The organism is Enterovibrio coralii (assembly GCF_001559595.1).
Classification (GTDB): domain Bacteria; phylum Pseudomonadota; class Gammaproteobacteria; order Enterobacterales; family Vibrionaceae; genus Enterovibrio; species Enterovibrio coralii.
Map to the genome: position 1 here is coordinate 502,493 of NZ_LNTY01000034.1, position 22,477 is coordinate 524,969.

General features: G+C 46.4%; 10 protein-coding genes and 5 pseudogenes. 11 read left to right on the forward strand and 4 right to left on the reverse strand.

Annotated features, from left to right (window positions below; all coding sequences use genetic code 11):
• The first annotated feature begins 312 nt into the window (after positions 1 to 312).
• Positions 313 to 912, forward strand: a complete 600-nt coding sequence (locus tag ATN88_RS13560; protein ID WP_067416747.1) for a TorD/DmsD family molecular chaperone — start codon at positions 313 to 315, stop codon at positions 910 to 912.
• 730 nt (positions 913 to 1,642) lie between these two features.
• On the opposite strand, the gene ATN88_RS13570 is transcribed toward ATN88_RS13560, so the two are convergent.
• Positions 1,643 to 2,359: a ParA family protein gene (locus ATN88_RS13570; RefSeq protein ID WP_067416754.1), complete on the reverse strand. Its 717-nt coding sequence runs from the start codon at positions 2,357 to 2,359 to the stop codon at positions 1,643 to 1,645.
• A 1,110-nt stretch (positions 2,360 to 3,469) separates the two neighbouring features.
• Here ATN88_RS13570 and ATN88_RS13575 point away from each other — a divergent pair.
• Positions 3,470 to 4,279 (forward strand): annotated as a pseudogene (locus tag ATN88_RS13575) (IS5 family transposase).
• Between the two features lie 254 nt (positions 4,280 to 4,533).
• Here ATN88_RS13575 and ATN88_RS13580 read toward each other — a convergent pair.
• Positions 4,534 to 7,622: pseudogene (locus ATN88_RS13580) on the reverse strand (beta-galactosidase).
• 338 nt (positions 7,623 to 7,960) lie between these two features.
• Here ATN88_RS13580 and ATN88_RS13585 point away from each other — a divergent pair.
• The 7 genes and pseudogenes from ATN88_RS13585 to ATN88_RS13615 all read left to right on the forward strand — a co-directional run bounded on the left by ATN88_RS13585 (position 7,961) and on the right by ATN88_RS13615 (position 17,937).
• A pseudogene (locus ATN88_RS13585) lies at positions 7,961 to 10,077 on the forward strand (alpha-galactosidase).
• A 373-nt stretch (positions 10,078 to 10,450) separates the two neighbouring features.
• Positions 10,451 to 11,823: pseudogene (gene melB / locus ATN88_RS13590) on the forward strand (melibiose:sodium transporter MelB).
• Positions 11,824 to 12,069: 246 nt separating this feature from the next.
• Positions 12,070 to 13,089 (forward strand): UDP-glucose 4-epimerase GalE, encoded by a 1,020-nt coding sequence (galE, locus tag ATN88_RS13595; RefSeq protein ID WP_067416759.1) that lies wholly within the window; start codon positions 12,070 to 12,072, stop codon positions 13,087 to 13,089.
• Between the two features lie 77 nt (positions 13,090 to 13,166).
• Positions 13,167 to 14,222 (forward strand): UDP-glucose--hexose-1-phosphate uridylyltransferase, encoded by a 1,056-nt coding sequence (locus ATN88_RS13600; protein ID WP_067416762.1) that lies wholly within the window; start codon positions 13,167 to 13,169, stop codon positions 14,220 to 14,222.
• A gap of 88 nt (positions 14,223 to 14,310) precedes the next feature.
• A complete protein-coding gene (galK, locus tag ATN88_RS13605) occupies positions 14,311 to 15,471 on the forward strand; it encodes a galactokinase (RefSeq protein WP_067416765.1) in 1,161 nt (386 codons plus the stop codon).
• Positions 15,472 to 15,480: 9 nt separating this feature from the next.
• Entirely contained in the window at positions 15,481 to 16,554 is a 1,074-nt protein-coding gene (gene galM / locus ATN88_RS13610) for a galactose-1-epimerase (RefSeq protein WP_067416768.1), read from the forward strand.
• Positions 16,555 to 16,722: 168 nt separating this feature from the next.
• The gene (locus ATN88_RS13615; RefSeq protein ID WP_067416771.1) at positions 16,723 to 17,937 is read left to right on the forward strand and encodes a DUF3644 domain-containing protein; all 1,215 of its coding nucleotides are present in this window, start codon (positions 16,723 to 16,725) and stop codon (positions 17,935 to 17,937) included.
• Positions 17,938 to 18,049: 112 nt separating this feature from the next.
• Here the strand turns inward: ATN88_RS13615 and ATN88_RS13620 are convergent, their stop codons facing one another.
• Positions 18,050 to 19,396, reverse strand: a complete 1,347-nt coding sequence (locus ATN88_RS13620; RefSeq protein ID WP_067416775.1) for a ferredoxin reductase family protein — start codon at positions 19,394 to 19,396, stop codon at positions 18,050 to 18,052.
• 265 nt (positions 19,397 to 19,661) lie between these two features.
• Here ATN88_RS13620 and ATN88_RS25550 point away from each other — a divergent pair, with 265 nt between their 5' ends.
• Positions 19,662 to 20,102, forward strand: coding sequence for a GFA family protein (locus ATN88_RS25550; RefSeq protein WP_083539485.1), 441 nt, complete (start codon positions 19,662 to 19,664; stop codon positions 20,100 to 20,102).
• Between the two features lie 18 nt (positions 20,103 to 20,120).
• On the opposite strand, the pseudogene ATN88_RS13625 reads toward ATN88_RS25550, so the two are convergent.
• Positions 20,121 to 21,817, reverse strand: a pseudogene (locus ATN88_RS13625) (pseudouridine synthase).
• A gap of 109 nt (positions 21,818 to 21,926) precedes the next feature.
• Between ATN88_RS13625 and ATN88_RS13630 the strand changes: the two are divergent.
• Positions 21,927 to 22,265: a rhodanese-like domain-containing protein gene (locus ATN88_RS13630; RefSeq protein WP_067416780.1), complete on the forward strand. Its 339-nt coding sequence runs from the start codon at positions 21,927 to 21,929 to the stop codon at positions 22,263 to 22,265.
• The last annotated feature ends 212 nt before the right edge of the window (positions 22,266 to 22,477 follow it).

The window sequence follows — 22,477 nt, forward strand, 5'->3', positions numbered from 1 at the left end:
TAACGACATTCTCTTTTTTGTTTTGATGGCAACGTTTTCATTGCCTCGCGCCTGTGAATGTCTACTGGATTAGCGGATGAAATCTTGTGTCAAATCAAACAAATTTCCGGAAGCAGGGGAAAGAACGTGCGAGATGTAAAAAGTGATATTTTCATCACGTTTTGGATTTATCGTTTGTAAATTACATATTTCGCAGAGATATGTATCGTAAATATTAAAACTGTTAAGGGCGTTCGAATTGTTGATGACGCGCAAATTTTTCGGGCTTTAACAGGGCTAGACTGCGACAAAACTCTAAGAAAATAGGCTCTCATGCAATACGACATAAACCTAGCCCGACTATTGGGTGCGTTGCTGTACCACCCTCCATCTTCAGAGACGGTAAGTACCATCATTCGAGATTTTAAAGCCCAAAGTGACGAACTGCTTCAGATGCTGGCTGTGAGTGCAGAATCCAACAATCCTGACTTTCTGGAAGCGGATTTCTTCGGCTTGCTACAAGGTAGTGGTGATATGCCATGCCCGCCTTGGGGCTCCGCTTATCTTGATAACGAAAACGCGCTATTTGGTGCCTCGACCATTGAATACCGTGCTTTCTTGGCAGAGGTTGGATTAGAGAGCAACACTGGCGTTAGAGAGCCGGAAGATCACATTGGCTTGATGCTGATGGTGTTGTCGGTTCTACTGGAACGAGATGATCTGGAACGCGCACGCTTGTTGCTGAGCTATCACTTACTGCCATTTGCGTTCACCATGCTGGATGGCATGGAAAGAAGTGCACAGACTGAATTCTACCGTAACGTGGCATTGCTGACGGCAGGCTGGCTAAATACCTTCGCCCAAGAGCTTGGTGTGGTGGCTGCTGAGCGACGTTTATATTGGGACACGGCAGAAAACGCGCTGCCCGCATAGTATGAAATTCCCTGTGTGACCTGACGACGCGAAGATTGTCAGGTCATTACTGCTTTCAAACTGTTTTGAATGCGTTCAATGACATTCCTTATCAACGCATTTGGTAACTCTGCTTTTTGCTGCGTAAACGTTTGTGTTGTGATGTGACTCGCATCACATCCTGCTTTTGGGCTTCTCCTTATAGTTTTCGCCGCTTTTCTTCCTCCATCTTCAGATATAGGAATCTTCATTTACTTTATCAATGTATTGAGCGGCGGCGTTACTTTCTAAATTTGATTTAATCCTCTAGATAGCAGACTATTGAATCCACATCATTGGGCTACATCACGAGTAGAGCGTAGACAAAATAACCTATTAACATCATGGCTCAATGTCATTCATTGATATGCAACTTCTCCCGATAACATTGTTATGAGCAAGCGAGGAAATCCCGCCTTCTCGTTGCTCGTATTTCACATTTATAAGTGTTCATTCATGGTTATCATGAGTGTTTAATCTTGGATATGAGGTATTTATAAGCAATATCTAGCAAGGAAATTATTTTTGTAATCACGACTTGTAAGCAAGTAGGGTAAATTACAATTGTCATTAGGCTATTAGGCTATTAGGCAAAATAATACGTATGGGTGTGCCAGTTACTAGATGTTCAAGTAAATGATGCTAGTGTATAAATAAGTTTCACTCTTAGGGGCTAATTGATCGTAAGTATACTGAAGATAGAATCTATAACTTAATTAATCATCCAGTTGATAATATTACTCCATATTGCCTCTTTGTAACAGGAGTTTGTATTCATTTGTATTTCTCTTGAATTGGATAATTCTCCTAGTAACTTTACTTTTTTCACTATGCTTATTACTTTCTTTGCTTTGGTCTGTTGTGGGTCATTGGGATAACAGCGATTAAATACAATTGCGATGTCAGTACATTTTTGCTTTACTATAGAATGGCAAGTTAAGCGTTGTAGTAAGCCAAGAGTTGCAGTGATATCAATATTTGAAACTTGCATGGGAATTAGTATTTTACTTGAAAATCGAATGAATCGGGTTAAGTCAGTGTCACTGAAGTTAGAGGGGGTGTCGATTAATATATATTCGGACTCTGGATTAACTTTAAGGTGGCATGCCATGTCACTAAGGCTTCGATTTGCAGGATTGAAACTGCTAAACATTGCACCAGATGAATCCCCCCATATTTTTGATGATTGCTGTTTGTCAAAGTCGAAAACTTCGACCTTATATCCCAATAGAGAAAGATGTTTATATATTTCGATAGTTAATGTTGACTTTCCTACTCCACCTTTAGAGTTAATTATCGTAATAACCACCGCATTCGTTTGTGCAATGCTTACTTTTTTCAGGGTAGGCTTTGAGGGTAAAGGAAAAGGTTTTGTATTCATTTTTTGTCTATGATTTATCTCTTTTGAAGTAATCCAATCCGGTATCATCTTAGCCTAGGCACCTGCGACTTCTATATTTGTAAGATGTATAATAAAGAAGTAGTGATAGTAACGCAAATGAGATGAAGGAAGAATTGTTGGTGAATTTTTCCAAGCTATAGCCAACGACAAGTCCTATAAAAATTGTGAAAGTACATTCGGCGAGATTTTTAACTATTCCTATGATCATGTTTTAGCCTTTTAATAATTCTCATCGTATGACTTTAATGTTATTAGTTTTAATTCCATTGTATATTTCAGGTTACCGTGGGTTTCGTTGATTTTCAATTGAACACCAAACTTCTTGCGCATTCCTGTTGCTATTTTGCGTTATATGACCACCAAGGAATAGAGGGGAATTGATTTTTGATATTTTGTAGTTAAAAACTGGGTCAGACGCAGGTCGGGTGAACTAATAACCTGATTTTAATGAGGTATGGTTGGTTTAGTCTGGTATGTGATGTTTTTAAATTCGATAGTTGGTAATAAAGTTATTTTAACAATGGGTGAGAGTTTTCCTGTTTAAACAAGCGTTGCTGGAGTTGTATAACTGGCCTTATTTTGTGAGTTTTTAAATTGTTTCATGTGTTGTTTGGCTTTCTAGTGATACTAAAACAATAATAAACATACCAAATAATGAGTCCTGTATAGTGCGTTATGTATACTCAAACTGCCTGAGGAGAACCGCACCCAGCGGTTGTTAATGTATTTAGTTAAAAGTTGATTTCGTGCGGAATAGTCATTCTATTTTCGATTGTATCAAGGAGGAAGTGAGCGCATTGAAGTTTCATTTCTGGGTAGTTGACTGGCATCGTGTGTGCTCTTTTTTGTCCTTTTTGATAGAGGTGACTAGACCCAAAACATGATGTCGTAATTATAACACCAGTTAAATTCGCTGAACCCAGCATCTCCCGGTAGTTCTAACATATCACTTCTCGCACAACTTTATTTGATATGAAAAGCCGATACCTGTCGTGTCAAAGGGTGTTAAACGATGTTGTTTCCTAATTTATTGAGCTAATTATCTGCGCATAGTTCAGATCATCAGCATCTCATTAAGGGTGACAGGTGCTGAGCAAAGCCAAGTACAAAAAAAGTAACTGGAAGTAATACTGTCAAGTGTTAGTCAATAGAGGCTAAGTAACCATCTGGGTTGATGAGGCAACTATTTGGGTAGGGTATTGCAAATAGCATCAAGGAGAACGAGGAAGAGAGGTACGTTTGCTGATAGTGCTATCGAAACAGATTTAATGATTAACGGTAATTTCAAGCTTCCTCTACGTGGTCTTCAAGGATTTCTCGACTCGATATTTGTTTTGATGGATGTGCCGCTGAAATCGCAGTCATATAACCGTGTCAGCAAGCAAGCGAAGACAGTTGAGGTTCAATATCGCTTACCCAATCGAGGGTCCGTAGCGTGTGTCATTATTGACGTTACAGGCTCAAAGGTCTTCGGTGAAGGCGAGTGGAAAATGCTTAAGTGAGGCAAGTAAAAGAGCCGTATTTGGTGAAAAGTGTATCTGCAATAGATGTCAGCACGCATGAAGTGACTTCAGCCGTCTTTAGTTTAGATTCTGTCGGCAACAATGAAAAACTACCTTAGTTGCTTAATCCGTTGCGCAGCAAAATCACACTAGTCAGTGCTGATGGAAAATGTATAAAACAAATTATCCAGCACGTAGCAAAGCTGACTTTTGGGAGGATAGCGACCCTCGAAATGAAGCCGTAAGTGCTTTGAAATCAGCTCACTTGGAAGAATGGAAGGGAGAAGGGGGATATCATCAACACTCCCTTTCAGAGAGTGGGACGTATAGTTATAGAACGTTACTAGGTCCGCAACGGGCTCTGCGGAGTTACAAAGTACAAGTTGGCGAGGAAATGGCGAATGTTAAAGCTATAAACAAAGTCATAAAACTAGGTATCCTGTGAGTTACCGAGTTGAATGGCAGGGATAATGTGTGTTTGATCAGTGTGTTAGGTGAGTAATTTGATCATCCAGGTGCTGCTAAAACCACATCGATTGAAAGTTTGGTAGAGACAATGAATAACAACGCGACGGCGCGGTCATCCAAGTCGCTGTCAAAGAAGTAGCTAACACCGATAGATCAAATTCAACGTTCGATTCGCTGCAAAAAGAAAACCCCTTTGATTACTCAAAGGGGTTTTGTGTATCTAAGGACTTATTAGCAGCTTTGTAGCACTACCTGATAACGGTATTGGTTTTCTGTGAGCTGGAATTCTTTGTGCACGCTCGGGCTCCAAGAGTCATCACCGCCGACACCCATATGGCGGTGGTCTACGTAGACATACATTTTGTCTTCGGCCGTGAGGTCATTGGTGTGCTTCGCTTCGGTCAATTGCACCGGATTGAATGGCGACACATTAAATTGGAAATCACCGCTGACTTGAATGTTACCTGCTTGCATCCAGCGTGCGCCGCAACGCAGTCCGCTGTCAGTTGGGAAGATGTACGGCGTATGCATGGCTTCCAACGCTTGGCAGTAGTGCCCAAAGCGCGTCCCCGCTAGACGGTCAGGGTAGTTTTCGAAAGGACCTAAACCTTTCCAACTCACCCTGTTTTCGTCTTTCGCCAGTGGCAATTCGAAAGCAAGGCCAATACGTGGCATCGGTGGCAGATTGTCGGCCAGCTGTACTTTCACATCGATGGTAACTTCGCCATTGTCAGAGAAAGCATAGTGCCATGTCGTTACTGCCTGAATGGCTGCATTGAAGTGGTAGGCAAACGTTGCATTAACCAAGACGGATGATGTCGTCACCTCTTGGGTCAGCTGAACGCATTCACGCTCCCAACGGCCGATACCTGCTTGCTCCCAACGGCAAACCCAAGCATTCGGGTCAACGTTATCCACTTCGCTGATGCCAATATCGTTATCCAGCGGTGCGCGGTAGAAGTTATCGCGAGGGCCACGAAGAATCTGTGCGCTACCAGCGACTGTCCAAGACGTCATCAAGCCTGAGTGAACATCAAATTGCCATTCAGTCTTTTCATCTTGGGTGCGAACCAACAGGCTGTTTTCGCTAACCGTCAGTGTCGGTGCATTTTTCTCACCCACTGTCGGTAGAGACAATCCCGCGGTGTTTTGCACTGCAAACTGCTCGGTGGCAATCACATGACCAGCTTCTGCCCAAGGTGTGTCGTTTGCCAGTGAAATATCAGTGTTCAAGTGATAAACCGCGTCAGCTTTCGCCGTGAATGGCACACTGAGCGATAGCATCGCATGGCTATCAGCGGCAACGTCTAGCGCAATGCTACCTAACTGGATGACGATGCCATCTTCCAACAGGCTCCAATTCAACATTTCATTGTCTGTCGCGCGGAATAGGTTTTCATTGGTCACTTTCAAGGTGAACGCGCCAGTGTGTTGCGCGATGAGCTCTGCTGTGATCATACGTTGGCAGAACTTGGCTTCTTCTAGCGTTGGGTGTGGGGTGCGATCGGGGAAGATCAAACCATTGATACAGAACTGGCGGTCGTTGATGGCATCGCCAAAATCGCCACCATATGCCAGAAGTGCTGACCGTTTGCGTCGGTTTGACTCAAGCCCTGATCGACCCAGTCCCAAATGAAACCGCCTTGCAGACGAGGGAACTCGCGGAAGGCATCCCAATATTGGTTAAAACTACCCAGACTGTTACCCATTGCGTGCGCGTATTCACACAGGATCAGCGGACGTTGCTCGTTTGGCAGTGAAATCCACTTCTTGATTGGATGCTTTGGCACTGCATCATCTTCAATCGTGGTGTTCACGCGCGCATACATAGGCGCGATGATGTCTGTCGCAGTGGTGTTTGCGCCGCCACCTTCGTACTGGACAGGGCGTGACGGGTCATACTGTTTTGACCAGCCATACATGGCGTTGTGGCTACTGCCATGTCCTGATTCGTTGCCCAAAGACCAAATGATGATAGAAGGGTGGTTCTTATCGCGCATCACCATTTGTGTATAGCGGCTCATGTAAGCGTGTGCCCACTGAGGATCTGCAGACAAACGGTTCATCGGCTGCATGCCATGGGTTTCGATATTCGCTTCATCACACACGTACAACCCGTATTGGTCACACAGCTCATACCAACGCGGATGGTTAGGGTAGTGTGCAGTACGTACGGCGTTGAAGTTGTTTTGCTTAAGCAAACGAATGTCGCGGATCATGTCTTCTTCCATCATGACATGACCAAGCTCGGGATGGTGCTCATGACGGTTAACACCGCGGATAAGCAGTGCTTTGCCGTTAAGCTTTAGCTGACCATCGAGCATTTCCACTTTACGGAAACCCACTTGGTAGGCTTCGCTTTCTACATGCGCACCATGTTCGTCGAGCAATGACACCACAAGGCGATAGAGATTCGGTGTTTCTGCGGACCATTTCTTTGGTTCACGAACGTGAAGGGTTTGGAACACCACATCACAATAGGTGCCGCGCTCGTCAATACGACGGTTGTGGGGTTTCGCCACTTCCGGTGCTGTTACGGCCGTGTTGTTTTCGAAAAGCTGCACTTGAACTTGGTACGTATCAGGCGCGGAGATGTGGGTCACGATAGACAGCGAACCATCGCGGTAGCACGCGTCTAAATCTGGCGTAACAAAAACATCTTCAATGCATTGCTTTGGTTTAGACAGTAAGGTGACATCACGGAAAATGCCGCTTAACCACCACATGTCCTGGTCTTCCAAATAGCTGCCGTCGCACCAGCGCATCACCATGACCGCAAGTGTGTTTTCGCCAATGGTTAGAAACTCGGAAAGGTCGAACTCAGACGGCAGGCGGCTGTCCTGGCTGTAGCCAACCCATTTGCCGTTACACCACAGGTGGAAGGCTGAATTCACACCATCAAAAATAATGCGTTGTGTGTTTTCCAAATCTTCTGCTGTCAGAGTTACACGCGTGCGGTAACAACCCGTTGGGTTATCTGCAGGTACATATGGAGGGTTAACCTCGAACGGGTATTTTACGTTTGCGTATATAGGCTTGTCGTAGCCGTGCAACTGCCAGTTTGATGGGACAGGTAGTGTGTTCCAGCCAGCGTCGTCAAAGTCGATATCAATGAACTGCCCATCAACCACTTCAGGTGCGTCAAACAGTTTAAAAGACCAATCACCATTGAGTGAACGTCTTTGGGATTGCACGCTATCTCGGGCATGGAACATGGCGCGATAGCTAGATAGTGGGCTGTGCGCTTTTACACAGTTGATGTTCACTGACTGAGGGTTTTCCCAGTCTCTACGTTGAAGGATTGCTGAAAATGCCGTCATGGTATGCCTTCTTTGTTTTTATTAGTGGGCTGCTGACATGGACGGGTGTGTAAACACGGGCGTTACCAATACAGCGGCTGATGGCGGAGAGTTTAAAAGCTAAGTGGTAACGTTTACATTCTTTTGTTTTGAATTTGTGCGTTAGCTTTTATTTCGGAAAACCGAAACCCTTTCTGAGACAAGGCTATCAAGATTTGTACTGATTATATCTCCTCTTCGGAGGAAAACAGCGAAACCACTAAAACTGTGTAAACGTTAACACTTTTGTGTTTTTCCCCAAGACAGGAAGTGAACTTTGACTATGATGCCAATAACGAAATTCGCCTTGGGTAGGCATCATGAAAAACGAAAAAATCATTACCTTGTCTGGCCAAGGCAGCCAGATGGTCATCGAATTGGGTGACTTTGCAGAAATTCTTCATTGGGGACAGCCAGTTTCAGGCGCACTTGACGGCTTTCGCAAAGCCCTGTTCCGTCCGGTTCCTTATGGCCGACTCGACAAAGATGTTGCAATGACTCTGAGCCCAGAGTTGGGTCGTGGTGTATTCAGCAGCCCTGGCATTGAGGGCCATCGTGACGGCCAAGATTGGGCACCTGTCTTCGTGATTGAAAACATTGAACAAAGCGAAGGCAGCTTGACGACCACGGGCGTGGACGAGCGTGCAGGACTTCGTTTGATGTCGGAACTGGTCATGGATGCGCATGATGTGGTGAAAGTGCGCCACACACTCACCAATATCAAAGACGGTGTGTATCAAGTCAATCGCTTGGCCAATACATTGCCAGTGCCTGCGCGTGCCAATGAACTGATGACGTATTACGGGCGTTGGTTCATGAATTCCAAACCGTACGTCAGCCTTTGCTGCAAGGCGGCTATCAGCAAGAAAACCGCCGTGGCCGCACGTCGCATGAGCATTATCCAGCACTGGTTGTTGGTACGCCGCACTTCACTGAAATGCAAGGTGATGTCTGGGGTTTCCACTTTGCGTGGAGCGGCAATCATCGCATGCGTGTGGATGTGAAAGCAGACGGTCGTCGAGTAGTACAAGCCGAAGCTATCTATCTACCGGGTGAAATTGCGCTGGCGAAAGGTGAGAGCCTGACAACGCCTTGGTTGTACGCAAGTTACAGTGACACTGGCTTGAATGGCATGAGCCACCATTTCCATGGTCACGTTCGTGCCGCGATTTTGCCGTCAGAGTTTGCCGCCAAACCGCGTCCTATCCACCTCAATACATGGGAAGGGATTTATTTCGACCACGATCCTGAGTACATCATGGCGATGGCGACCCAGTCAGCAGAAATGGGCGTGGAGCGTTTCATTATTGATGATGGTTGGTTCCGCGGCCGAAATGGTGACAAAGCCGGTCTAGGGGATTGGTTCTTGGATGAATCCAAATACCCGAATGGTTTGACTCAAGTGGTTGAGCACGTCAATACGTTGGGTATGGAGTTTGGGCTTTGGTTTGAACCAGAGATGATCAACAAGGATTCTGATCTATATCGTACGCATCCTGATTGGCTTTTGGCGGTTGACGGCTATGACCAGCCAACAGGTCGCAATCAATTTGTGATTAATCTGCAAAACGATGACGCGTTTAACTTCCTGTTTGAGCGTCTCGACCACTTCTTAAGTGCGTACAACATTGCCTATATCAAATGGGACATGAACCGCGAGATTGTTCAACCGGGTCATGAAGGCAAAGCGGCAGGACAGAAACAGACCGAGCGTTATTACGCACTGGTCGACAAAGTGCGTGCCGCGCATCCGAACGTTGAAATTGAGTCTTGTGCTGCTGGTGGTGGTCGTATCGACTTTGAGGTGCTTAAACGTACGCATCGATTCTGGACCTCTGACAACAATGATGCGTTGGAGCGTCAACGTATTCAGCGCGGCATGAGCTATTTCTTCCCGCCGGAAGTCATGGGTAGCCATATTGGTGCGAGCCATTGTCATAGCACACGACGTCGTCACAGCATCGAGTTTCGTGGTTTGACCGCTCTGTTTGGTCACATGGGTATTGAGCTGGATCCGGTCAAGGAGACGCAGGAAGAGAAGGAAGGCTTTGAACATTACATCAAGCTGCATAAAGCACTGCGACCTTTGCTGCACAGCGGGAAAACGTGGCGTCTTCAAACGGATGATGATGCACACCAAATTCAAGCTGTGATTTCGCAGGACAAGTCAGAAGCAGCGGTGCTGATTGCTCAGTTGGCTATGCCGACCAATGCATTAAGCGGTCACCTTCGTATCCCGGGGCTTGATGCTGACGCAACGTATAAGATTGATGTGGTAGACAAGCCAAGTAACTTCAATGACATCGTCAACTGCCAACCGCTTTGGACAGAAGAAGGGTGCGAGCTTTCTGGTGAATGGTGTGAAAAGGTCGGTTTAACCATGCCGATCCTTGATGCAGAAACGGCATTGCTCATCCAGTTAAAACGTGTGTCTTAGCACTAAAATCTGATAAATTACCCCTCATTGTAGCGCAGCATCGATCAAGGCGATTGATGCTGCGCTTTTTTACGCATGTTCCATTTTTAAAGGCGTTCAAAACGATTACTTATCAATGTAATCGTTATCTTTCATCTTTTTGAAATAAATACGGATTTATAGGTATTAACTATTGCATGATGTCGTGAAAAGTAGCCTATTTGATGCTCATGTCACAGTTCGGAGATCTTCGCGTGTAAACGTTACCATTAGGTGCGAATTGATCACAGATCCTGCGAGAAACAGCCGTTAATATCCGCCTCAGACGAATGACAACCATTGCGTGTTAAACGCCAAATTCCATCGCGATTAGCCGCAAATAAGGATAAAAAAGATGTCTGATAAAATTACCCTACAAACCAAACTTTCTTATGGTCTCGGTGCGTTAGGCAAAGACTTTGCCTGTGCGCCGATCTACATCTTCCTCATGTTTTATTTTACGGATGTTGCAGGTTTGTCTGCTGCATTTGTTGGTACGATTTTCCTTGCGGCGCGCGTTATAGATGCCATCACAGACCCTATGATGGGTGTGATTGTTGATAACACACGCTCAAAATTCGGTAAGTTCCGCCCTTGGATTGTCATTGGCACCTTGCTAAATGCGGTAGTACTAGTTGGCCTTTTTAGCACACACATGTTCGAAGGTACTGCGCTCTATATCTACGCAGCGGCGGCATACATCCTGTGGGGTCTGACCTACACCATTATGGATATCCCTTACTGGTCGATGATCCCTGCACTGTCTAGCTCTCGTCAGGAGCGTGAAAAGCTAGTGGTATGGCCGCGTTTGTTTGCAAGTCTGGCATGGTTTATCACGGTACTTACGGCCTGCACATTGTGGGTAAGCTGGGTAATGGCGACCAAGGTGAAGGCTTCTTCAACGTGGCAATGCTGATCGCTGTGCTGTTTGTGATGAGTGCATTTTTAATTGCCCGTAACGTAAAAGAAAAGGCAGCTCCAGAACACGCGACACCGGCAGAGAAATTCAGCTTCAAAGATGTACTAGAAATCATAGGCAAGAACGACCAGTTGAAAGCACTGATTGGTACAGTTCTGTCATTCCAAATTGCGAACCTGCTGGTCGGCGGCTTTGCGATTTATTACTTCACCTATGCGCTGGGCAATGCCGATTTGTTCCCGGTTTACATGATGGTCGCAGGTATTGCGGAAGTGGCGGGTGTGTTCCTGTTCCCTCGTCTGGCAAACCTTCTGCCACGTAAATACCTGTGGTTCATTGCAAGTGGTTTCCCAGTATTGTCATGTGTTGTACTGCTGGTGATGAGCTTTGCGGTTCCGGGTAACACCCTGCTGATCGGCTTGGCAGGTGCAGCCATCAAGTTTGGTGTAGGTGTAGCGAACGCACTGCAAACCGTGATGCTGGCAGACGTGGTGGACTACGGTGAGCACAAAACAGGTCGCCGCAGTGAAAGTGTTATCTTCTCTGTACAAACCATGCTGGTGAAATTCGCTGGCGCAGCGGGTGGCTTCATTGTGGGCGTTGGCCTGTCAGTGGTGGGCTATGTGCCAAATATAGTGCAATCTGAGTCAACCATCATGGGGCTGCAATTTATGATGGTAGGTTTGCCTGCGGTACTAATGCTGGCAAGTGCATTGATTTACAAAGGCTTTTATCGCCTGCACGACGGCTTCAATCCAGAAGCGGTTGTTGAAACAAAAACCTCAGCAACACCTGCTACTGCGCTCTAATTTCTGATTACCCTACAGTGAGCGGCGGAACAATAAGTACGTCGCTCACACTTTCAAAAATATTCCCCTGAATTTCCACTAATCTAGAAAGCAAAGGCTAGGCGAAGTTAGCCGACTCATATATAGTTGTGGAAACGTTTACACTGATTCTTGATTAACGTAAAACGCAACATCAAGACAGGGTACATAAGAACAAGAACACTTTAATCCAGCGGTATGACAACCGTGTTGATGGAGATGCGAATAGTGAAAGTTTTGGTAACTGGCGGAATGGGATATATCGGCAGCCACACTTGCGTACAGATGATCGCAGCAGGTATGGAGCCAATCATTGTCGACAACCTGTGTAATGCGAAAACAGAAGTACTGAATCGCATCGAAGCACTGACCAACCAGAAACCGCGCTTCTACGAAGGTGATATTCGTGATGAAGCGTTTCTGGATTCTGTCTTCGCAGCGCACGACATCAAAGCGGTTATTCACTTTGCTGGCTTAAAAGCGGTGGGTGAGTCGGTCGCGAAACCGCTGGAATATTACGACAACAACGTGAACGGTTCTTTGGTGCTGGCACGTTGCATGCGCAAAGCAGGCGTGAAGAGTCTGGTGTTTAGCTCGTCGGCAACTGTTTATGGCGACCCTGCGATTGTGCCAATCACAGAAGACTCACCGACTGGTGCAACTACCAACCCGTATGGTCGCAGCAAGTACATGGTTGAGCAGTGCCTCAGTGACCTGTTCAACGCGGAAAGTGATTGGAGTATTACCTTGCTGCGTTACTTCAACCCAGTAGGCGCGCATCCGTCAGGCACTATGGGTGAAGACCCGCAAGGCATTCCAAACAACCTCATGCCATTTATCGCGCAGGTCGCGGTTGGTCGCCGTGAAAAGCTGGCGGTATTTGGTAACGATTACCCAACACCAGACGGCACAGGTGTACGTGATTACATTCACGTGATGGACTTGGCTGATGGCCACATCGCGGCACTGAAAGCCGTTGGTGAGCAAGCTGGTTTGCATATCTTCAACTTGGGCACTGGCAAAGGCTCAAGTGTGCTGGAAATGGTGGAGGCATTTGGCGCGGCATGTGGCAAACCTGTGCCTTATGAAATCAATCCTCGTCGTCCAGGTGACATCGCAGAATGTTGGGCGAGCACAGAAAAAGCAGAAACGGTGCTGGGCTGGAAAGCGACACGCACCGTGGCGGAAATGACAGCGGATACCTGGCGTTGGCAATCGGCTAATCCACAAGGTTACGCGGCTGAATAACAAGAACAACCAATACGGGCAGAGGGAGCAAACGCCCTCTGCTGCTGAAACAAATTTTAGGTTTTGAGATAAGAAAGATGTCTAACGTTGAATTTAACCCGGTTGACCACCCACATCGCCGTTACAACCCGCTGACAGGTCAGTGGATTCTGGTGTCTCCACATCGCGCGAAGCGTCCTTGGAGTGGTCAAGATGAAAAGCCGTCGACTGAACAGCTGCCGACGTATGACGAAACCTGCTTCCTGTGCCCAACTAACACGCGAATCTCTGGCGATGAAAACCCAGATTACGAAGGCACCTATGTTTTCAGTAATGATTTTGCGGCGTTGATGACAGATTCACCAGAAGCACCAGAATCAGACAACCCGCTGTTCAAAACGCAGGGTGTGCGTGGTTTGAGCCGTGTGATTTGTTTCTCGCCAGACCACAGCAAAACCTTGCCAGAACTGCCATTGAACAAAATTCGCGGCGTTATCGATACATGGAACGACCAAATTGAAGAGCTGGGCAAAGATTACATCTGGGTTCAGGCATTCGAGAACAAAGGCGAAACCATGGGCTGTTCACAGCCTCATCCACACGGCCAAATCTGGGCAAACAGCTTTCTGCCAAATGAGATTGAGCGAAAAGAGCACAATCTGAAAGCCTACTTTGACGAAAACGGGTCTAACCTGCTGGTGGACTATGTTCAGGCAGAAATGAAAGACGGCAGCCGCACTGTGGTTGAAACTGAGCACTGGTTGGCAGTTGTGCCGTATTGGGCGGCGTGGCCATTTGAAACCATGCTACTACCAAAAACACACATTCGCCGTATGAGCGAATTGAGTGAAGAACAACGCGACGATCTGGCACTGGCCATCAAGAAGCTGACCAGTCGTTACGACAACTTGTTCCAATGTGCATTCCCTTACTCAATGGGCTGGCATTACGCGCCGTTTTTCGAAGAAGGCACGGATATCGACCATTGGCAATTGCATGCACTGTTTTATCCGCCTCTGCTGCGTAGTGCTTCTGTACGTAAGTTCATGGTGGGCTACGAAATGCTGGCAGAAAGCCAGCGTGATCTGACGGCCGAACAAGCTGCACAGCGCCTGCGCGATGTCAGCGATGTTCATTACAAAGAACAGCAATAATTTGTGGTGACTTAGGTGTTGCTACCAAAGAGAAACAAAAACAGACACCTAGGTTCTTAATCGTATTTTAATTATTGAGAGTAGAAACATGTCAGAACTGATTTCAAACGTTAAAGCGTCTTTTGAAACTGTGTTGGGTTACTTGCCAACGCATATTATTCAAGCTCCGGGCCGTGTAAACCTGATTGGTGAGCACACAGACTACAATGACGGCTTTGTGCTGCCTTGCGCCATTAATTACCAAACGGTTGTTGCAGCGGCAAAGCGTGACGACAAGATTGTTCGCCTTGTGTCGGTTGACTACGACAACCAAGTGGACGAATTCGACATCACCAAAGAAATCACGTTCCAACAAGACAAAATGTGGGCGAACTACATTCGCGGTGTGGTGAAGTGCCTGCTGGGTCGTGGCTACGAGTTTAACGGTGCAGACATTGCGGTAACCGGTAACGTACCTCAAGGTGCGGGCTTGAGCTCTTCTGCCGCACTGGAAGTGGTGATCGGCCAGACGTTCAAAACTCTGTTCAATTTAGAAATCAGCCAAGCAGAAATCGCGTTGAACGGCCAGCAAGCAGAAAACGAATTCGTGGGCTGTAACTGCGGCATCATGGACCAGATGATTTCTGCTGAAGGCCAAGAAAACCACGCTTTGTTGCTGGACTGTCGTTCACTGGAAACACAAGCAGTATCAATGCCAGAAGATGTGGCAGTCGTCATCATCAACTCAAACAAACGTCGCGGCTTAGTGGACAGCGAATACAACACGCGCCGCAAGCAATGTGAGGAAGCCGCTTCGACGTTCGGCGTGAAAGCACTGCGTGACGTGACCATCGAAGAATTCAATGCCAAAGCGCATCTACTGGATGACGTCGTGGCGAAGCGTGCTCGCCACGTAATCACTGAAAACGATCGCACAGTGGAAGCCGCTGAGGCTCTTCGCGCGAACGACATGAAGCGCATGGGCGTGTTGATGGCAGAATCTCACGCTTCAATGCGTGATGACTTTGAAATCACCGTCAAAGAAATCGATACCTTGGTTGAGATCGTGAAGAAGGTTATTGGTGAGCAAGGTGGTGTGCGCATGACTGGCGGCGGCTTCGGCGGCTGTATCGTTTCTTTGGTTCCACCATCACTGGTTGATGATGTGAAAGCAGCGGTTGAAGCGCAATACGAAGCAGCGACGGGTCTGGTAGCATCGATTTACGTTTGTCAGGCAAAAGACGGCGCAGGACTGGTAGAAGTGCTGTAAGGAACGATGATGGAACCTCTGTTAACGGTAGAACAATCGTTATTGCAAGGAATGACAGCGCAGGCGGCCTTTGATGGCCAGCCTGCCAACCTCGTGACGCTGCAAAACGTCAATGGCATGCGAGTAGTGCTGATGGATATCGGTGCGACGTGGTTAAGTTGCCAAGTGCCTCTGAAAGACGGTGTGAGAGAAGTGCTGTTGGGTGTGAATACCATGGCAGACTTTATCGCGCACCAAAGCTTTATGGGTGTGACCGTTGGTCGCTACGCAAACCGCATCGCAAAAGGTTGTTTCTCTGTTGATGGTAACGACTATCACGTCTCAACCAACCAAGCAGGAAACACGCTGCACGGCGGTGAAGAAGGGTTTGATAAACGTCGTTGGTCGATTGAAAGCCAGTCTGCAAATACCGTGACCTTTTCACTCGTCTCTGAAGATGGCGATCAAGGCTTTCCGGGCAAGGTTAACGCTACGGTGACCTATTCGATCACTGATGACAATCAGGTGGCGATTGGCTACAAGGCCACCACAGACACAACCACGCCAGTCAATCTGACTAACCATGCTTACTTCAACCTGATGGGCGCAGAGTCGGGCACAGATTGCCGTGAGCATCGTTTGATGATTGCCGCTGATCGCTACCTTCCTACCAATGAAGTAGGTATTCCTCATGGCGAATTGGTATCTGTGGAAGGCACGGGCTTTGATTTTCGTGAAGCGAAGCTTGTCTCTCAAGATTTCATGTCAGATGAAGACCAAGTGCCAGCGAAAGGTTATGACCATAGCTACTTGTTCGACGCTGAACGAGACACGCAACACCCAGTCGCCGTCGTCACTTCACCGGATGCGTGTATCACGTTGAGTGTGTTTACCGATAAACCCGCCATGCAACTCTACACTGGCAATTGGTTGGCGGGAACACCAAACCGTTCAGGCGGTGAGTATTCTGACTACGCGGGCTTGGCTCTGGAAACTCAGTATCTGCCGGATTCGCCAAACCACCCTGAATGGGAACAACCAAGTTGTTTCCTGAAACCGGGTGAAGAGTATCGCTTCCAAACGGTGTATCAGTTCGACTGCTGATTGCTGGAAAGTCTGGTTCAAAGAAAAACACCCCAAAGGCTCTGCTTTTGGGGTGTTTTTGTTTAGTTATCAATATTTCTTGAGTTGATTATTTGAGCGTAGCAAAATGATAATTTGTTTTATAAAGCAAACAGATAGTCTGAAAGCATTTGTTGGCAGGTAGAGAACATGTCGAGTAAAAAATGGGCGAAAGTTGATAAGGCATATGATTTCTTCTTGAAGAAATTTAAAGAAGGTAAGGTGTTTTCGCTGCAGGAGTTGTCAGACGAGACGGGGTGGAGCAACTCTACGGTAACTACATACCTAAGGAAGAAATGGACTTCATTGTTGGAGCAGGTTGAGGGTGGCTACAAAGTTACAGAAGTAGTTACAACTTACAGTAAAACTACATTTCGTCAGCATCAGAGTCAGAATGACGAAGTAGAAAAACTACTGCACCAAGTTTTATTGGAGAAAGCTGTCTCTGCTTGTGTTTCTGCAATTGAAATTTACAACAAGCCGAACTTTCAACACAGGGAAGAAACATTCTCTATTCTAATGACAAATGCTTGGGAACTTCTTTTGAAGGCAAAGCTGATAAAAGATTCTGGAGAAGAACCTAGTGCCATCTACGTGAAAAATAGAGAGCACTTTGTAATTTCACCCAGCGGTAATCACAAAACGATTTCCTTGGGGGTAGCATTAAATAGGCTTCAGGCACAGGGTAAGGTTCCAATTGTTGTTGGTGACAATATAAAATTGCTCATGAATATTAGAGATGATTCTGTTCATTTCATGTGTGGTGATCTTGAATTGAGCACGAGAATTCAGGAGATTGGCACGGCAGCACTAAAAAACTTCATGACTTTAACTATGGATTGGTTTAAGTATGACTTTAGCCGTTACAATTTTTACTTAATGCCAGTGTCTTTCTTTCATCTTTCTGATGTCGCAAGTTTTAGTGTGGACAATGAAGTTAAGTCAAACTTGCTCAACTATCTCAAAGCGGTCGAAAAAGAACACGAGAGTGAAAAAGATGCAAATTATGCAATATCTTTAAAATTGCATACGAAACTTGTTAAAACAACTAACGATGAAGCTTTACAAGTACGTTTAACAAACGATCCTGATGCACCCGAAATAGTTCTTTCTGAAGAAGACGCTCTCAGAAATTATCCCCATGACTATCATGAATTGATTGATATTCTTAAAGAGCGTTATACAAACTTTAAGCAAAACAGTAAATTTCATGATCAAATGAGGACGCTCAAAGCCGAAGGTGAACGTTACTGTAAAGTGCGTAGGCTAGACCCTGATAATCCCAACAGTATTAACAAAACCTTTTATCACAATAGAGTTATTGATCAGTTTGACCAATGGTATGAGAGAGTTAAAGTCAAGTAACTTTCATTGTTTGTTAAGCTAATAATGTTCTATGTGTTTTATTAATGAAAATAATCACATAGAACATGTATCTAGTGTTTAAGCACTTTGTTTATCCACCCCAATAGTATTATCACCGCATCGCAAACAATTCTTCGTGAAACCGCGACTTTACATCGACGCCAACACTCGGTAGGGTGAGTCGCAGTGCTTTAGAGAAAGCTTCTGGGCCACAGAAATACACTTCGCAGTCCTCTAAATCTCGGTGGTTTTGTTGCAGTTGTTCTGCGTCCAATCTTGTCTTTGAATCGCTTTCAATCATCCGCAACGTCACACCTTCTTGTTCACACAAATCGCGAAGTTCGGCTTCCAGCGTGTCATCTTTGTCTCGCGTGCTGTAATACAGGTGAACGGATGCCAAGTTATTCGATTCAGTGTGCTGAAGGATGCTTTTTCGTTGAGCTAATGCTGCGAGAAAAGAAGCGATGCCTACACCACCTGCAATCCAAATCTGTTTTTTGCCAAAATCAAAGCTCAGCTTGCCGTAAGGGCCTTCAATTTCAACGTTATCACCAATGGCAATTCGTTGATGCAGTCCTGTGGTGAAATCGCCCAGCTCTTTAATCAGAAAACGAACCTCTGATTCCTCCGGAGAAGAGACAATCATGAACGGATGCGGTTCTTCCTTGCCAACCCGCAGGTAAGCAAATTGCCCAGCTTGATGCCCCGACCATTTCGCATCCGGTTTTAGACTTAGCAACAATGTGCGTGACGCTGGGAAAAAGCGCGAGCTTATTACTGTGGCAGCAATGCGTTGACGGCGGCCAACAAATCCAAACAAGCTATAAAGCGCGGCGACTGAACCAAGCGCAATGGCGGCAAGAGTGATGTAACCAATTGGTTGTTCCCAATAGCTGGCTTTTAGCAAAAAGGCGGAATGGAAAGCGATCAGCAAGTAAGCAAACGCCATGAGCCGATGAGAGAGCTTGAAGGGTTTGTACTTCAAAGCTGCCCACAGAGAGACAACTACTAAGATCAGTAGCAAGTAAAACCCTTTCTCGCCGATTTCCATGGCTGGCTCGCGCAGTTGCAACAGCCATTCTTGCCATTGAGTGGCCACTATAGTGCTTGTCCCTTTGGGTTTGCTTGGTCTGGTTAGCCATCCGGCCATTACCATCCATTTTGGCACCTGATACCAAAGCCAATGAGCAATACCAAAACCAGCGGCACTGATACCTAACCATTTGTGCAGACGGTAGGCTTTATCCAGGCCTTGTGTCCATTGCTCAACTATGGGCAAGCGCAACGCCAACACCATAGTGACAGACATTAAAACAATGGAGATGATCCCCGAATATTGAATAAGAGCAGCACGCCAGTAGAAAAACTGTGTTGAGCTAAAGAGAGTGGGTTCTGCCATCAACCAAACTGCGGTTATGCCGACGAATAGAAGCCATAAAGGTTTGCGTATTGTGTTCATGGGTTGCGTCTCGATAGGAAGATAAATCTATCTTAAGAGGCGCAAAGTAAAGAAAGGTCAAAACGGGTATAGCTGGGTAAATCTTGCCAATGTCCGTATCAAGTTAGTCAGAGCTTAGCTTGTTCTGGGGCGTTGCGGTCGCGATTACTGAGCTTCTCATGAACCGCGGTATGTTCGCTTTTTTCTCCACAATGACACTCTTTATTGTACCTAAGTAAATGCTAATGTTAGCTAAGCGTTCAAGGGATGATAAGTTGGGGTATTTATGAAAAGGACAGGTGGTTGTCAGTGTGGAAAGGTTCGCTATGAAGTAACTGGTGAACCCATGAATCAGATGTTTTGCTATTGCTCTGATTGTCAGGCGCGCACTGGTGGCGACAAATGGTTTGGTGTTTGGTATGCCCACGAGAACTTTAAGTTTATCGGAGAGGAAACCCAAACTTATACCCGCAAAGGGAGTTCTGGGGCAGATGTTCATAATCATTTCTGCCCAGAGTGCGGTGTGACAGTATGCGCAGACATTACTGCGGGTAAATTTTTCACGATCAACGGACCATCATTCGACACCGATGAACACTTGGCTCCCAAAATGGCCATTTTCACTGCATCAGCACCTAAGTGGCAGTTTTGCCGACCGATATCCCTGTGTTCGATACCTTTCCTTCAGGCAACGGATAACTCGTCGAGTACACTGCCTTCAAGATGAGCATATTGAGCGCGGATTTTAAAACTCACAATCCGCGCTAAACGTCATGCGCTCTTTGGTATATGGGTGATCAAACGAAAGCTGCTCTGCATGAAGATGCAGGCGCGAGTCGGGTTGTCCATAAAGAAAATCCCCAACCATTGGCAGGTTCAGCCCCAAATGGTGTGCGCAATGCACGCGTAGTTGATGCGTTCGCCCTGTTTTTGGGTACATCTGAAGCTTGCTTCGACCATTATGCGTGTTGATTAACTGCCAGTATGTCGTAGCTGGTTTACCGTGTTCAAAGCACACCAATTGGCGAGGTCTGTCATCAGGATCGCCGCGCATAGGCAGATTGATCTCACCCGATGTACTTTCGACAATGCCTTCCACCATCGCGATATAACGCTTCTCGACACCACGAGTAATAAACTGCTTTTGCAGGCTCTTATTCGCGCGGCGGGTGAGGGCGAATACCAATAGGCCTGATGTCGCCATGTCCAAACGGTGTAACACAAACGGCCCTTCTACATCTGGGAACATGGCTTGTATGCGAGTGTAGGCTGAATCTTGAATCGTTTTCCCAGGCACAGACAATAAGCCCGCAGGTTTGTTGACCACCACAATCGCATCATCTTGATAGATAACTTCCAGCGTTTTGTCTTCGCCCCAGTTCCTTTCGAGTGGGTTTGGGTCTACCTCTAATCCTTCCAACATGTGGTTCAGGATAGGGTTGCACTTGCCGTGGCAAGAAGGTAGAACTTCTTGTGTTGGCGCACTTCCGATTTCGGTGACACCCCCCACCAAAACTCTGCCATTGCGAGCGGCTCAAAACCATGTTTGTAAGCGTATTGAAGTAGTTTCGGCGCAGCACATTCACCCGCACCGGCTGGTGGTGTGGGACTGGCGGTTGGTGCGAATATCGCTTTTAACGACTTTTCTTCGCCGTGTTCATTCAAAAAGCAGTATTGCTCAAAAAGCTTATTCTGAAGGGCGTTCGAGAGTACTTTGCGTCGCTCTTTTGCGTGCTCGATGTCTGCCGTTAACGCAGTTAATTGCGTTTGAACCGCGTTGATTTTCTCATCCCATTCTAGCTTGACGTATTTCAGGACGTTCTTTTCAGCGACGCTTTGTTTAGCAAGGTCATCCAGCGCAGTTTTTAGTTCGTCGCCTGTCAGCGTTTGCTCGGCGAGTTGACGCTGTCGTTTGCGATCAGCGCGACCTTCAATCATTTTTTGACGATGTTCTTGCTCAATGACAGTGTAATCCGTCTGGTACTGCGTCAATTGCGAGCTGAATGTTTCCAAAAGTGGGTTAGCACTGAGCGACTTCACTTGTGCGTTTAGCGCAGTGATTTCCTCTAGTTCTTTTTTGAAAAAACACTCTTCTGCCAACATGTCGAAAACAGGTGGCACGAAGTGAGGCAGCAGGTTTTGGTCTGCAATCTTGCCGGAAAATGCGCTGAAGTAGCCAAGTTCACCTTGTGGAGAGCGCACCAACAGCACGCCGAACATTTTGCCTGTACCCGAATTGTCATCAGTGAGCACTTCGGAAGCATTGAGTCCAAAGTCATGCTGCCAATCGGTTTGGTGCAAAAGGTGCTGTTGTAATTCTTCCGCTGCAAGGACAGAAAGCGGGTGAGGCTGATAGAAAAAAGGAAACGTAAACGCGCTTGGTAAATCGATCGAATCGATGTTGGCGTTAAAACGGGTAAACAATGCGTTTGGTTGGTGCATTTTCATCTTCTATCAGCAACAGGATGGGCGCGTGATTTTACCTGTTTGGGTAAAGATTGCCACTGAAGCTAGACTTTAACCATTCGTGCGAGATGTAAGGCAAGTCATTATGAGGCGTTCAAATGCTAACCCCATTTTAGTCATTCTATTCTTGTTTCTCTTTAGTGCAGTAACAAGGGCTGAGACGGTTTGGATAGATACACGTAGTTCCTTTGAGCACTTCTTTGACAATATCGAAGGCGATGCAAGGATTTCCCACGGCGATATCGTCGAAGAGGTCAGCAAACTTTACCCTGACAAAAACACCGAGATTGGACTCTATTGTGTTCGAGGTGTCCGTGCGGGCAAAGCGATGGAAGCTTTGCAACGTGCCGGCTATGAAAATGTGTTTAATGCTGGCAGCATTGATGAGGCCAGAGCTGCGCGAGGCATGGCTGACGATGAGTAATCGCGTTGAATTTCCCGCTACGTTTTGAACGCTTCGTTAATTTTTAATGAAGCAGTTTTATCCCTTCTGCTAACGTTTCCACCATCCGATTTGCTCTCCATATTTTCGATTGCGTATTTTTGAACTTGCTCACTCTTGTTGTTTCGATTGCGCTTAGGACACTGATTTTACGTGTGTAAAATCGAGTGGAAGATGTTCGAGCGAAGTGAATA

Bases quoted from the DNA above. Each gene is read 5' to 3' on its own strand.
- ATN88_RS13560 (WP_067416747.1), top strand. From the start codon at position 313: ATGCAATACGACATAAACCTAGCCCGACTATTGGGTGCGTTGCTGTAC.
- ATN88_RS13570 (WP_067416754.1), bottom strand. From the start codon at position 2,359: ATGATACCGGATTGGATTACTTCAAAAGAGATAAATCATAGACAAAAA.
- ATN88_RS13600 (WP_067416762.1), top strand. From the start codon at position 13,167: ATGTCTAACGTTGAATTTAACCCGGTTGACCACCCACATCGCCGTTAC.
- galK (WP_067416765.1), top strand. From the start codon at position 14,311: ATGTCAGAACTGATTTCAAACGTTAAAGCGTCTTTTGAAACTGTGTTG.
- galM (WP_067416768.1), top strand. From the start codon at position 15,481: ATGGAACCTCTGTTAACGGTAGAACAATCGTTATTGCAAGGAATGACA.
- ATN88_RS13615 (WP_067416771.1), top strand. From the start codon at position 16,723: ATGTCGAGTAAAAAATGGGCGAAAGTTGATAAGGCATATGATTTCTTC.
- ATN88_RS13620 (WP_067416775.1), bottom strand. From the start codon at position 19,396: ATGAACACAATACGCAAACCTTTATGGCTTCTATTCGTCGGCATAACC.
- ATN88_RS25550 (WP_083539485.1), top strand. From the start codon at position 19,662: ATGAAAAGGACAGGTGGTTGTCAGTGTGGAAAGGTTCGCTATGAAGTA.
- ATN88_RS13630 (WP_067416780.1), top strand. From the start codon at position 21,927: ATGAGGCGTTCAAATGCTAACCCCATTTTAGTCATTCTATTCTTGTTT.